Raw genomic sequence first — 13,795 nt, forward strand, 5'->3', positions numbered from 1 at the left:
TTACCTGAACTCCTGCTTGTGCTATTTAAAGTTATTAAATATGAAACGAGCAATCTATCTTTTATTCTTTTTTACTACAGTTGCTTTTTGTCAAGTGGGGATTAATACTACCACTCCAGATCCATCAGCTGCATTAGACGTAACCAGTACATCCACAGGGGTGTTGATTCCTAGAATGACCCAAGTACAGCGTGACCTTATATCTAGTCCGGCCATTGGGTTACTTATCTATCAAACCGATGCTTCTCCAGGATTTTATTTTTATAATGGTTCTTGGACTTCATTATCAAGCGGAGGAGGAGCGGGTGAGTTTCAAAGTATTTCAGGAATAGTGCAAAATACTACCAATGTAGGTTCAGATGATTTTGTTTTTGGAAGTACTACGTTGGATGGTTCAGAAAACCGATTTTTCTTCGATAAAAGCAAAGCCGCCTTTAGAGCAGGAAGTACTTTTGGAGGGGAATGGGATGATGCGAATGTGGGGAGCAATTCTATTGCATTTGGTTCTGGAGCTATTGCATTTGGAGCAGATTCTTTTGCTCTCAATTTTGGTATTGCAAACGGCATAGGTTCTATTGCTTTTGGTGGTGTAGCCGATGGTCTATTTGGGTATAGCCTTAACGGGACTGCCAATGGAGATTATTCCTTTGCGGTACAGGGTGGATCTGCTACGGCTAATTTTGGAGTTTCGATAGGCGATACTTCTAATAGTTCTGCTACAAATGCGGTTGCCATTGGTCCAAACTCGACTGCTTCCGGGATTGCTGCTTTTGCATTGGGTTCTAATGCTACTGCTTCTGGAGAGAGTTCCACCTCATTTTCCAATGGTCAGGCGATTGGAGAGAATTCAATAGCGAGTAATTTTGGTATTGCCAATGGATCAAATTCTTTAGCTATTAGTGGTTCAGCCGATGGTCTATTTGGGTATAGCCTCAACGGGACTGCCAATGGAGATTATTCTTTTGCGGTACAGGGTGGATCTGCTACGGCTAATTTTGGAGTTTCTATAGGCGATACTTCTAATAGTTCTGCTGCAAATGCAGTTGCCATTGGTCCAAACTCGACTGCTTCCGGGATTGCTGCTTTTGCATTGGGTTCTAATGCTACTGCTTCTGGAGAGAGTTCCACCTCATTTTCCAATGGTCAGGCACTTGGAGAGAATTCAATAGCGAGTAATTTTGGTATTGCCAATGGATCAAATTCTTTAGCTATTAGTGGTTCAGCCGATGGTTTATTTGGGTATAGCCTTAACGGGACTGCCAATGGTGATTATTCTTTTGCGGTACAGGGTGGATCTGCTACGGCTAATTTTGGAGTTTCGATAGGCGATACTTCTAATAGTTCTGCTGCAAATGCGGTTGCCATTGGTCCAAACTCGACTGCTTCCGGGATTGCTGCTTTTGCACTTGGCAACAATGCGCTAGCTTCGGGACAGAGTTCGACTTCTTTTTCAAATGGTCAGGCACTTGGAGAGAATTCAATAGCGAGTAATTTTGGTATTGCCAATGGATCAAATTCTTTAGCTATTAGTGGTTCAGCCGATGGTCTATTTGGGTATAGCCTTAATGGGACTGCCAATGGAGATTATTCTTTTGCGGTACAGGGTGGATCTGCTACGGCTAATTTTGGAGTTTCGATAGGCGATACTTCTAATAGTTCTGCTGCAAATGCGGTTGCCATTGGTCCAAACTCGACTGCTTCCGGGATTGCTGCTTTTGCATTGGGTTCTAATGCTACTGCTTCGGGACAGAGTTCGACTTCTTTTTCAAATGGTCAGGCTCTTGGCGATAATTCAATAGCGAGTAATTTTGGTATTGCCAATGGATCAAATTCTTTAGCTATTAGTGGTTCAGCCGATGGTCTATTTGGGTATAGCCTTAATGGGACTGCCAATGGAGATTATTCTTTTGCGGTACAGGGTGGATCTGCTACGGCCAATTTTGGAGTTTCTATAGGCGATACGTCTAATAGTTCTGCTGCAAATGCAGTTGCCATTGGTCCAAACTCGACTGCTTCCGGGATTGCTGCTTTTGCATTGGGTTCTAATGCTACTGCTTCTGGAGAGAGTTCCACCTCATTTTCCAATGGTCAGGCGATTGGCGATAATTCAATAGCGAGTAATTTTGGTATTGCCAATGGATCAAATTCTTTAGCTATTAGTGGTTCAGCCGATGGTCTATTTGGGTATAGCCTCAACGGGACTGCCAATGGAGATTATTCCTTTGCGGTACAGGGTGGATCTGCTACGGCCAATTTTGGAGTTTCTATAGGCGATACGTCTAATAGTTCTGCTGCAAATGCAGTTGCCATTGGTCCAAACTCGACTGCTTCCGGGATTGCTGCTTTTGCATTGGGTTCTAATGCTACTGCTTCTGGAGAGAGTTCCACCTCATTTTCCAATGGTCAGGCGATTGGCGATAATTCAATAGCGAGTAACTTTGGAATTGCCAATGGATCAAATTCTTTAGCTATTAGTGGTTCAGCCGATGGTCTATTTGGGTATAGCCTCAACGGGACTGCCAATGGAGATTATTCTTTTGCGGTACAAGGAGGAACCACAGCTGTAGGTGCTAATTTTTCAGTTGCTATGGGAGATACAGTCGTAACAAATGGTTCAAATAGTTTTGCCGCGGGAAATGATATCACAGCTTATTCGTATGCTGAGACAGTTTTTGGATTCAATAATATAATGTATACACCCTCTAGTACAACAACTTCAAATGCGAATGACCATCTTTTTGTTGTAGGAAATGGGGATGCTGCTATAGGTATTTCGAGTACTAATAACGCACTTACTATATTAAAGGACGGTAGAACAGGGATCATGCGAATTCCAACTACCAATATTTTGGAAATTGAAGGAAATGCGTCAAAGAATGCCGCTGGAGATTGGTTGGCAAATAGTGATGAACGATTGAAAAAAAACATTGAAACTTTTTCAGAAGAAAAAGCACTACAGTCGGTATTACAATTAAGAGGTGTAACTTACGAATGGAATGATGATCAAACGGGTAGTAAGAGACCAGAAGGTATTCAATATGGTTTTATTGCGCAGGAAATTCAGGAAGTTTTCCCCGAAAATGTAACTATGGATAATTTAGGCTTTTATCAGACCGCGTATGGAACGTATGATGCTATGTATGTTCAGGCAATAAAAGCATTAAACACGAAAATTGAAGGTCTTGAAGTCGAAAACAACACCTTAAAAGAAGAACTTAAAAAAATTTACACATTATTAGAAAAAATTGAGGTTGTTACCCTGGAACCGACTTCTAATTAGTCATTTTTAATAGCGCTACCATTGTTTTGTAATTTCTTGACGTAGCTGAAACATTTAATTTCCGTTCTATAAAATTGTTATTAATTTTAACTCGGGCTGCACTTTTGGTAGAATAGAAATAAACACATCGTTTGCCGATGTAAAATTCTTCTTCAGGATAGGAAATTTTATTGAATAAAGATATGTCAGTAGCTGAAGGTGCTTCCGATAAAAGGGTGAAATAGCTTTCTAGTTTTTTTTCTTCGGAAAAGGGACAATTAGAAATAATTATTTTAAATGCTGAAGCATCTAAAATAATGATAGGCAGTTCCCAATTATAAGTTGCTTTAATTTTTTCAGAAACAAGCGTATTGATGTCAACTTCGGAACTTTCAGAAGAGAACACCCAATTTCCTGTATGAATATAGACTTGAGGGTTTTTAAGTTTCAAATCGATTAGGAACCTTAGTTGCGCTGCTTTCGGAAATTTTTTATGACCCCCTACATTAATCCCACGTACTAAAGCAATATATGTTTTCATGATTTTTTTGTAATTGCTTGCGCTACAAGATACCCGCCTGTCCAGGCATTTTGAAAGTTAAATCCCCCTGTAATTGCATCAATGTTGAGAATTTCTCCTGCAAAATAAAGGTCTTGGCATATCTTGCTTTCAAAAGTCTTAAAATTAACTTCCTTTAGTTTTATCCCTCCCGCTGTTACAAACTCTTCTTTAAATGTGCTTTTTCCTGTTACCTCAAATTTTGACTGAGTAAGCTGATTTGCTAATAGCTGTAACGATTCTTTTGAAAGATTAGCCCAGATCTGAGTTGAACTAATTCCTGAAGTAGTGACCAGGCTCTGCCACAACCGTTTTGGCAACTCAAATTGCGTATATTTTTGAAGAGTTTGTTTGGCATGTTTCATTTTTAAATCAGACAATGCTTTCAAAATATCTTCATAAGATTGATCCAGCAACCAATTCACTTCAATGGTAAAATGATAGTGTGTGGGTTCCAAATCCCGAGCTCCCCAAGCAGATAATTTTAAAATTGCAGGTCCGCTCATTCCCCAATGTGTTATCAATAATGGTCCCTCGCTTTCTAACACCTTTCCATTTTCTAAAAGCACTTTTACAGCAGCTTCGGTTGCTATACCAGGAAGGTTGCTAATGCGCTCATCTTGTATGTTAAATGTAAACAGCGAAGGCACAGGGGGTATAACAGAATGTCCCAATGTTTGCAGCAGCTTCCACACTTTTGGATTACTACCCGTTGCCATCACAATTTTTGTTGCCGAAAATTCTTCGGTAGACGTTATTACGTTCCATGTATCATTTTTAAAAGAAATAGATTTTACAGACTGGCCTGTTAGCACATCAATGTTTAAACGTTTAGTTTCAGAAATAAAACAATCAATGATCGTTTTTGAACTATCTGAAACAGGGAACATTCTGCCATCTTCTTCAATTTTTAATATGACCCCGCGCTCTTCAAACCAGGCAATAGTGTCTCCCGTCATAAAGCTATGAAAAGGGCCTAACAATTCCTTTTTGCCTCTAGGGTAGTTTTGAGTAAGTTCTTTTGGGATAAATTCGGCATGAGTGACATTACATCTGCCGCCTCCAGAGATACGGACCTTGGTGAGCACTTCTTTTCCACGCTCAAGAATAGCGATTTTTAACGTCGAATCTAACGTAGCGGCATTAATGGCGGTAAAAAATCCAGCCGCACCTCCGCCAACAATTATTATATCATAGGTGTTAATCACCTGTCAAAAATAGCGATAATTCTCACTAAAACTGTACTTTTATACTTTATGATCGTACTCTATATTCTTAGTGTTATCTTTATAATAAGTCCTTTTTTACCAGCGACAGAGTTACCGCATTGGTTTTTTAGAACGGCCGATTTTGTACGTTTACAATCTATATTTATAGAGGTAGTTCTTTTAATTGTAGTGGCGATATTGGCTCCAGAATATACAGTTTGGGTTTGGATCGTACTCGGCGGATTGCTTGCTGCTATACTTTACCAAACTGTCAAAGTGTTTAAGTACAGTTCTTTTTTTCCGCGAAAAAAACCAAGCTTTCCTCATAACGGAAAAATTTCTTTGTTGGCAGCCAATGTCTTACAGGATAATAGAGATTATAATGCATTTATTTCAGAAATAAATAATTACGACCCAGATTTAGTGCTTACCATGGAAAGTGATAGTGGCTGGGAAGAAGGCATAAAAGAAATCGAAAAAAAATATCCACATACTATAAAAGCTCCAAACGAACAATACTATGGGATGCATCTGTATTCTAAAAAAGAGATTAAAGGAGCTTCAATTAGGTATTTGGTAGAAGATATAGTACCCTCTATTCAGTTTGAATACAATATAACTGAAGATATCTCGGTATATTTTGAATGTTTACATCCTGCACCCCCAAGTCCCACCGAAAACGAAACTTCAAAAGAACGGGATGCCGAATTAATGATTGTTGCAAAAAAGATTAGAGAACGAAACGAGCCTACCGTAGTTTGCGGGGATATGAATGATGTGGTGTGGTCACGAGTAACTCGAATGTTTAAAAAGATGACCAATATGATAGATCCACGAATTGGCCGCGGGTTCTTCTCCACCTATCATGCCGATTATTGGTTTATGCGATTTCCATTAGATCATTTATTTCATACAAAGGATTTGTTTGTAGGGAGGATGGAACGAACCAAAAACTTTGGGAGTGACCATTTCGGGATGTATTATGAAATACATCATAAAAAAAAAGCCACAGTGAAAACAAAGACTAAACTAGATGCTGATGATAGAGAGTTTGTCGATGAAATTATGGATAGAATGGAGCAAGCATAATGAGTACCGATAAAAAAAACAGTGGAGGCATCTACATTCATATTCCCTTTTGCAAACAGGCCTGTCATTATTGTGATTTTCATTTTTCGACTTCGCTGAAGCACAAAGACCGAATGATTGCTGCTATTTGTACAGAATTAGCACTTCGGAAAGTAGAAATGAAGGTTCCTGTGCAGACGATTTATTTTGGCGGTGGAACCCCTTCGTTGCTTACTTCGGAAGAAATTACAACGATTATTAAAACAGTTTCTTCAAATTTTAATGTCCTTCCCAATCCCGAAATTACGCTCGAAGCAAACCCCGATGATCTTTCTGAAGCTGTGCTCAAAGCTTTAGCAGCATCACCCATAAACAGACTGAGTATAGGTGTGCAATCTTTTTTTGAAAAAGATCTAAAACTTATGAACCGGGCACATAATGCTTACGAAGCTAAAATTTCTATTCAGCTTGCGAAACAGTATTTTACAAACATAAGTATTGATTTGATCTATGGAATTCCTCAAATGTCGACCAAGCGGTGGCTCTCCAATGTAAATAAAGCGCTAGCATTAGATATTCCACATTTTTCATGTTACGCGCTTACGGTAGAGCCTAAAACAGCATTGGAGAATTTTATTAAAAAAGGGATCATTCCGCCAGTAGAAGATGATGTAGCTCAGGAACATCATGCTGCACTCATAGAAAAAATGGAAGCCGCAGGCTATGATAATTATGAATTTTCAAATTTTTCTAAACCTGGTTGGGAATCACAAAATAATATGGCTTACTGGCAAGGTAGGCCGTATTTGGGAGTGGGTCCTTCTGGACATAGTTATGATGGAGAGACCCGAAGCTGGAATGTTGCAAACAATTCAAAATATTTAAAAAGTATTGAAAAAAATGAGTTGCCTCTGGAGCGCGAACAACTTTCAGTAATTGACAAATACAATGAATATGTGATGACGCGATTACGTACAAAAAATGGTGTTTTACTTTCAGAAATACGAGAAAATTTTGGAGAAAAATATGAGCAATATGTACGTACACAAGCAGACCAATATATACAATCTGGACATGTAGAACTTTCAGAAGACAAACTACGTGTCACTAAAAAAGGGAAGTTTTTAAGCGATGGAATTGCATCCGGGTTATTCTTAGTAAATTGGTAATCAAATTGAAAAAGAATGAAAGCCACCATTAAAATCCGCGAGGAATTATGTACAATAGATCTATCCAGACCCTTGGATATTTCGATACCCTTGAAAGATACTTTAGAAAATCCGTTGGCATGGTATTTAGATAAACCTAAGATAGAACCAGTTCAATTAGATACTTGGATTGGTAAGGTGAGCGAAGGTGCATCGGTCAATTTTAATAATATATTTTTTAATCCGCACGCGCATGGAACTCATACCGAATGCGTTGGACATATATCCAAAGAATTTCATTCAGTCAATAAAGCCTTAGGTAGCTATTTTTTTTCTGCGGAAGTGATTTCAGTCACACCAGAAAGCTTAGGGGAAGATCAAATCATTCCGTCGGCACAATTAAAAGGGTTGCTAGCTGGAAAAACTCCTGAAGCTGTTGTGATACGAACCTTGCCGAATACTGCTGCAAAAAAAAGTAGAAAATATTCAAATAGCAATTGGCCCTATTTACATGAAAATGCTGCCAAATATTTACGAGAACTAGGAGTGAAGCATTTGTTGATCGATCTGCCTTCGGTCGATAAAGAAAAAGATGGAGGGCAGTTACTAGCTCATAAAGCCTTTTGGAACTACCCTGAGATGCCAAGATATGAGTGTACAATTACCGAATTTATCTATGTGTCAAACAGTATCAAAGACGGCTCTTACTTGTTAAATTTACATATGGCATCTTTTGAAAATGATGCTTCGCCGAGCAGACCCGTATTGTTTAAATTTTTATAATATGAAAGTGCATTTAAAAATAGAGGAGTTATTTCAACTATTGCTAGGCATTTGGCTTTTTAGTCTATCTCCCTATGCTTGGTGGTGGTTTCCAGTATTATTTCTTTTACCTGATTTGGGTATGTTGGGATACTTAATCAATCCAAAAATTGGTGCATTTATGTATAACTTACTTCATAGCAAAGTTCTTGCGATTGCTTTGATCATTGGTGGAATGTATTTTGATATAGATATTTTAGCTTTGCTGGGAATACTGTTGTTTTCACATGCTTCTTTTGATAGAATGCTTGGGTACGGATTGAAATATTCAGACAGTTTTAAACACACACATTTAGGATTTATAGGAAAAAAATAAGATGGAAGAACTTTTTATTGGATTGGCTCTTGGTGCCGTTATCGCTTATTTTGTATTCGCCCGTTTTTCAATTGGCAAGAGGAATAATAGAAGAAAGTCTCAATCTGTAGTATTGCTTCAAAAAATAAGAAGTGTTTGCAAGTTCATCACCGTAGAAGGAGATTTTTCAGAAATTTACCATTACGAAAATTTAAAAGACAAATGGGCTAATGCTCTGCTGGGTAAAAAAAAGGCACTAATCCTTATTGAAGCCAAGGCACATGTGGGATTTGACCTTACAAAGATCGATATGGAAGCTAATGAAAAGACCCGTACGATTAAACTGAATAACTTTCCGCAGCCAGAATTAATGACGGTAGAAACAGATTTTAAATATTATGATAAAAAAGAAGGCTGGGCCAATCCGTTTACAGCAAGTGATCTCACAGAAATTACTGCGGAAGCGAAACAGCATATTATTGACAAAGTGCCTAGCAGCGGAGTGATGCAAGAAGCGAGTAAGCAGGCTCTGGAAACGCTTCAGTTGCTCGAGAAATTAGTAGAAACCATTAATTGGAAACTCGATTATTCTGCATTAACAATTGAAGAACCCAAAAGAATTGATACCTCAAAAAATGAGCTTCAGTAATATAAAATATTTAAGCGTACTATTATTTGTTTATAGCTTTACAGGCTTTTCTCAGGACTATACACGAGTGGATGAGACGATCAAATTATATCCTGAAACGTTCAATTCGGCCGAAGAACTTTCTTTTTTTATCACCCGTGATTTTACTTCGGAAGAAGATAAGGTTCGTGCCATGTATAGCTGGATGCTTGCAAATATTGAATACGATCCAGAAGAGTATAATAAGTTTGATTACAGTTTCAAAAATTACCGGGAGCGCAACGAAAAAGAAGAAAAAGTACGTCAGAAAATAATTAAACGGACTTTAAAAACAGGGAAAGCAGTGTGTGAAGGTTACGCAATGCTTTTTGAAAAGTTATGCGAACTCCAAGGAATTAGTAGTTACTTAGTTCGTGGTGATGTAAAAAGTAACTTTGACGATATTGGGCGCCCTTTTAAAAACAAACATATGTGGAATGTCATTATCATTAATACGAAACCCTATCTTTTTGATGCGACCTGGGGGGCAGGAAAATGGGGCGGAACTTCATTTATAAAAGAACCCGATTATTTTTATTATAAAGCGAATCCAGAGCAACTTGTAAAAACGCATTATCCAAGTATGGAGGAAGATACATTGCTTAAAAATGGAAGTAACAATAAAGAGTCTTTTGCGGCAATGCCACTTATCATTGATAAACAACTTCAGTTAGAACATATTGAAACGCCCAAACGAGGCTTTTTAAATGGAGATGAATATAGTAATGAAATACCTTTTGTGATCAATGCGCCTGCTCCAGAAACAATTAGTTATCTGGACGGTAATCAAAAAAAGACCTTACTTTTTATAAAAAATGAGGATTCTTTTAGCTTTTCGGTGCCTTATGCTGGGAAAGCTCAAAATATTTTAATTTATTTTAATGATCAACCCGCGCTCGCATATCGTATAAAATAATATGAACGTAGAAGAATACAGGGACTATTGTATCGCTAAAAAAGGAGTAACCGAATCATTCCCTTTTGACGAACACACACTTGTCTTTAAAGTTATGGGGAAGATGTTTGCAGTTTGCGGACTCGAACGTAAACCCACCCAAGTCAACTTAAAGTGTGATCCCGATCGCTCGGTTGAACTACGAGCTGAGTATGATGGATTAATTATTCCCGGGTGGCATATGAGTAAATTGCATTGGAACACAGTACTAATTGAAGAAAATCTACCGCATGGTTTAATTCTGGAACTCATTGATCATTCGTATGAGCTTATTGTGAATTCACTTACTAAAAAACTTCAGGCAGAATTGGCCGCGTTATGAATAAAAATGTAGCAGAATTTTATCAGGCTGAAATTGAAAAATTTACGCAAGACCTACACCAACTCAAAAAGCAACTGCTTATTTCTAGCATCACGAGATTGCTACTATTTTTACTGGTGTGTGTTGGGATTTATGTTTTCTTCGGAAACACAAAAATTGTCATTGCCATAATTATTGCTGGCATTGCAGGATTTCTTTTTTTAGTGACTCGCCATAGCAAATTTCAATCTCAAAGAGATTTGATTGAGGCAATCCTATCACAAAATGAAAGAGAGCTCATTGTTTTAAACCGAAACTTTCATCATTTACCAGACGGATCGGAATATAAAAATACCATGCATGAATACAGTCAGGATATAGACTTGTTTGGTCGTGGTTCCTTTTACCAGTATCTCAATAGAACAGCACTTAGCAGTGGTTCAGATTTGCTAGCACAATTACTTACTGAAAATTCAATCACTCACATTCCGAAGAAGCAAAAAGCAGTACAAGAACTAGCTGAAAAACCACAATGGCGACAGCGTTTTTCTGCAATCGCTTCCCTTGTTAAAACTGAAACCTCTGTAGCTGAGGTGACTCGCTGGTTAGACTCCTACACCTCTTTTGCACCTTCGTGGACAAAAATAGTTTCCTTGTTGTTTTCGATTCTTTCAATAGCAGGAATGGTAAGTTATTATTTTGGATTTATTTCTGGGTATGTGCTGTTTGGATGGTTTTTGTTAGGATTGGCTATTAGCGGCAGGTATTTAAAAAGGGTAAACGAACTATCTTCAAAAACATCCAAAATACAAAGTACATTTGCACAGTTTCAGCAGCTTATTTTGGCTATTGAGAAAGAGGACTTTTCTTCGGAAATGCTTTCAGAAAAAAAGAATCTGATATTAAATACATCTGCTAAGGCTTCAGAAAAACTGAAACAATTTGCCAAACATCTTGACTCGCTAGACCAGCGAAATAATATGCTTATTGGAGTGATTGCCAACGGCTTTTTCCTGCGGGATTTGAATATTTCATCAAAAATTGAAAAATGGATCGCTGCTTATAAAGATGAAGTTGCTGCATGGTTCGATGTTATTACTCATTTTGACGCTTATAATAGTTTAGGAAATTACACTTTTAATCATCCTTCGGCACAATTTGCAACCATAACAGAAGATGCTACAGTAATTGATTTAAAAGGAACAATACATCCTTTACTTAACCCTGAAACAGCTATAGCAAACGATTTTAAAATCGACGCCCATGAATTTTTTATCATTACGGGTGCAAATATGGCTGGGAAAAGTACGTTTTTAAGAACCGTAGGATTACAAATAGTCATGAGTAATATGGGCTTGCCCACACATGTTAAGAGTGCTTTTTATACACCCATTAAATTGATCACAAGCATGCGAACTACCGATAGCCTAACCGATGACGAATCGTACTTCTTTAGCGAATTAAAACGTTTAAAACTGGTGGTGGATAAAACAAAGGATGATGATTATTTTATCATACTCGACGAAATCTTAAAAGGGACGAACAGTATCGATAAAGCAAAAGGGTCTAAGAAATTTGTTGAGAAACTCGTTAAGAGCAATGCTACTGGAATTATCGCGACGCATGATTTAAGCTTATGTGAAGTAGCCAATGAATTACCTCAGGTACATAATTATTTTTTTGATGCCCGTATTGAAAATAACGAGTTGTTTTTTGATTACACTCTTACCCCTGGAATTTGTAAAAATATGAATGCTTCTTTTCTGCTGAAGAAGATGGAGATTGTTGAATAAGTTGAGAGAAGGGAGAAGCTGGAAGTGAATTCATATTTTCAACAAACAGCAATCCTTTACCCACAACTCATGTCGGCAACAACTTTCCATTGACCGTCGATCTTTTTAAAGATAATCATAAAAACACCATTGGCATCTCCCACAGTTCTCTTTAAAAAATATTGACCCATCACATAGTAGCTTTTGTTTTCGATAGGTGTCATGCTTTCAATTGTAAAATTCAAAGTGCCACTATCTGCTTTGGTTGGGTATCCCTTTTTATAGTTATCTAACGTTTGCTGCCAGCCTTTAGTAAGCCCAGATTTTCCGTAGAATTTTAAAGAATCACTTTTCCAGTAACCTTGCATAAATCCTTCTAAATCATTGTTGCTCCAAGCCATTTCCTGCGCTGACATTACTGCTAGGATCTCCTTTTTATCACGCTCTATTTCTATTGTACTTTTTTGAGCACTGCAGCTTGTTGTTAGATAGAGTACTGAAAATATTAAGAGTATTTTTTTCATAACTTTTACTTTAGACATTATAATTTCAACAATCAACAATCAACAATCAACAATCAACAATCAACAATCAACAATCAACAATCCTTTAGTCTTGCCATTCGGCTATAAATAAATTGGTATCTCTGCCACCGCCATTATTTCGGTTAGAAGAGAAGGCAAGATATTTTCCATCATTTGAAAAAACAGGAAATGCATCAAAGGTCTCTCCGTGAGTCACTCGTTCTAAATTCTTTCCGTCGAGATCAATTAAATACAGGTTAAATGGAAAGCCCCGTTCTGCTTCAAAGTTACTGCTAAAAAGAATTTTATCTCCGCTTGGGTGAAAAAATGGTGACCAGTTCGCATTTCCGAGGTTGGTTAATTGGCGAAGGTCACTCCCATCAGCATTACAAATGTAGAGTTCCATATCTGTAGGTTCTACGAGGCCTTCGGCCAAAAGATCTTTGTATTTTTTAATAGCTTCTGGAGTTTTAGGTCGTGACGAACGAAAAATCAATTTGGTGCCGTCTGGCGAGAAGAACGCTCCGCCATCATATCCAAGTTCGTCTGTGATTTGCTGTACGTCAGTTCCATCAATATTCATAGTGTACAACTCCAGATCACCACTTCTGGTTGAGGTAAATACAATTTTATCTCCTTTGGGAGAAACGGTTGCCTCTGCATCGTACCCAGGTTCGTTGGTTAACTGAGCGGTAATATTACCTTCCAAATCTGAAACATAAATATCAAAACTATCATAGACCGGCCATACGTAGTTCCCGTTTTTCCGAAGGGGTACTTCAGGACATGCTTCATCTGCCAAATGAGTGGATCCATAGACATAATGTTTGTTGTCTGGTAAAAAATACGCACAGGTTGTTCTTCCTTTTCCCGTGGAGATCATAGGTGGCTGTCTGTCCTTAAAAGTTTCCGAAGCATTCATTAAAAACATTTGATCGCATTCCATGCCCCATGCTTTATTATTTGACTGAAAAACCAGTTGGGTATCATCAAAACTCCAGTACGCCTCGGCATTATCTCCTCCAAAAGTCACCTGACGAATGTTTTTAAAATGTTTTTCTTCAGGATAGATAAGACTATCATTATCCCATTGCATGTTATTATTTTCTGAAGCTATTGCTGCGGAAGGTTTTTCAGAAACAAGTACCTCTTTGGGTGTTTTTTTACACGATATGAGTAAGGAAACAAAGGCTAGTAGTGACAAATATTTCATTTTC

General features: G+C 37.9%; 13 protein-coding genes. 9 read left to right on the forward strand and 4 right to left on the reverse strand.

Annotated features, from left to right (window positions below; all coding sequences use genetic code 11):
• The first annotated feature begins 40 nt into the window (after nt 1-40).
• Nucleotides 41-3,280 (forward strand): tail fiber domain-containing protein, encoded by a 3,240-nt coding sequence (locus tag ACFQO1_RS10005; RefSeq protein WP_380217907.1) that lies wholly within the window; start codon nt 41-43, stop codon nt 3,278-3,280.
• Here the strand turns inward: ACFQO1_RS10005 and ACFQO1_RS10010 are convergent.
• Together ACFQO1_RS10010 and ACFQO1_RS10015 are read right to left on the reverse strand one after the other, a co-directional pair.
• Nucleotides 3,273-3,800 carry a DUF1697 domain-containing protein gene (locus ACFQO1_RS10010; protein ID WP_380217908.1) on the reverse strand — a complete coding sequence of 176 codons (528 nt, stop codon included), beginning with the start codon at nt 3,798-3,800 and terminating at the stop codon, nt 3,273-3,275. The genes ACFQO1_RS10005 and ACFQO1_RS10010 overlap by 8 nt on opposite strands.
• Entirely contained in the window at nt 3,797-5,026 is a 1,230-nt protein-coding gene (locus tag ACFQO1_RS10015; RefSeq protein WP_380217909.1) for a BaiN/RdsA family NAD(P)/FAD-dependent oxidoreductase, read from the reverse strand. The genes ACFQO1_RS10010 and ACFQO1_RS10015 overlap by 4 nt, the downstream gene beginning before the upstream one ends.
• A 48-nt stretch (nt 5,027-5,074) precedes the next feature.
• Between ACFQO1_RS10015 and ACFQO1_RS10020 the strand changes: the two genes are divergently transcribed.
• The 8 genes from ACFQO1_RS10020 to ACFQO1_RS10055 are packed head-to-tail and all read left to right on the forward strand — an operon-like array spanning nt 5,075 to nt 12,075.
• On the forward strand, nt 5,075-6,115 hold the full coding sequence (locus ACFQO1_RS10020; protein WP_380217910.1) for an endonuclease/exonuclease/phosphatase family protein: 1,041 nt from the start codon (nt 5,075-5,077) through the stop codon (nt 6,113-6,115).
• Nucleotides 6,115-7,263, forward strand: a complete 1,149-nt coding sequence (gene hemW / locus ACFQO1_RS10025) for a radical SAM family heme chaperone HemW (protein WP_380217911.1) — start codon at nt 6,115-6,117, stop codon at nt 7,261-7,263. The genes ACFQO1_RS10020 and hemW overlap by 1 nt, the downstream gene beginning before the upstream one ends.
• 15 nt (nt 7,264-7,278) lie before the next feature.
• Nucleotides 7,279-8,025 (forward strand): cyclase family protein, encoded by a 747-nt coding sequence (locus tag ACFQO1_RS10030; protein ID WP_380217912.1) that lies wholly within the window; start codon nt 7,279-7,281, stop codon nt 8,023-8,025.
• A gap of 1 nt (nt 8,026) precedes the next feature.
• Entirely contained in the window at nt 8,027-8,380 is a 354-nt protein-coding gene (locus ACFQO1_RS10035) for a DUF4260 domain-containing protein (RefSeq protein ID WP_380217913.1), read from the forward strand.
• Between the two features lies 1 nt (nt 8,381).
• The gene (locus ACFQO1_RS10040; protein WP_380217914.1) at nt 8,382-9,008 is read left to right on the forward strand and encodes a DUF4230 domain-containing protein; all 627 of its coding nucleotides are present in this window, start codon (nt 8,382-8,384) and stop codon (nt 9,006-9,008) included.
• Nucleotides 8,980-9,942, forward strand: coding sequence for a transglutaminase domain-containing protein (locus ACFQO1_RS10045; protein WP_380217916.1), 963 nt, complete (start codon nt 8,980-8,982; stop codon nt 9,940-9,942). The genes ACFQO1_RS10040 and ACFQO1_RS10045 overlap by 29 nt, the downstream gene beginning before the upstream one ends.
• 1 nt (nt 9,943) lies before the next feature.
• Nucleotides 9,944-10,303 carry an MmcQ/YjbR family DNA-binding protein gene (locus ACFQO1_RS10050; protein WP_380217917.1) on the forward strand — a complete coding sequence of 120 codons (360 nt, stop codon included), beginning with the start codon at nt 9,944-9,946 and terminating at the stop codon, nt 10,301-10,303.
• Nucleotides 10,300-12,075, forward strand: a complete 1,776-nt coding sequence (locus ACFQO1_RS10055) for a MutS-related protein (protein WP_380217918.1) — start codon at nt 10,300-10,302, stop codon at nt 12,073-12,075. Before ACFQO1_RS10050 ends, ACFQO1_RS10055 begins: the two co-directional genes overlap by 4 nt.
• A gap of 56 nt (nt 12,076-12,131) precedes the next feature.
• On the opposite strand, the gene ACFQO1_RS10060 is transcribed toward ACFQO1_RS10055, so the two are convergent.
• Both ACFQO1_RS10060 and ACFQO1_RS10065 read right to left on the reverse strand, forming a co-directional pair.
• Nucleotides 12,132-12,578 (reverse strand): YybH family protein, encoded by a 447-nt coding sequence (locus ACFQO1_RS10060; RefSeq protein ID WP_380217920.1) that lies wholly within the window; start codon nt 12,576-12,578, stop codon nt 12,132-12,134.
• An 85-nt stretch (nt 12,579-12,663) separates the two neighbouring features.
• A complete protein-coding gene (locus ACFQO1_RS10065; protein WP_380217921.1) occupies nt 12,664-13,791 on the reverse strand; it encodes a TolB family protein in 1,128 nt (375 codons plus the stop codon).
• Nucleotides 13,792-13,795 lie beyond the last annotated feature (4 nt).

The organism is Jejudonia soesokkakensis (genome assembly GCF_042664795.1).
Classification (GTDB): Bacteria; Bacteroidota; Bacteroidia; order Flavobacteriales; family Flavobacteriaceae; genus Jejudonia; species Jejudonia soesokkakensis.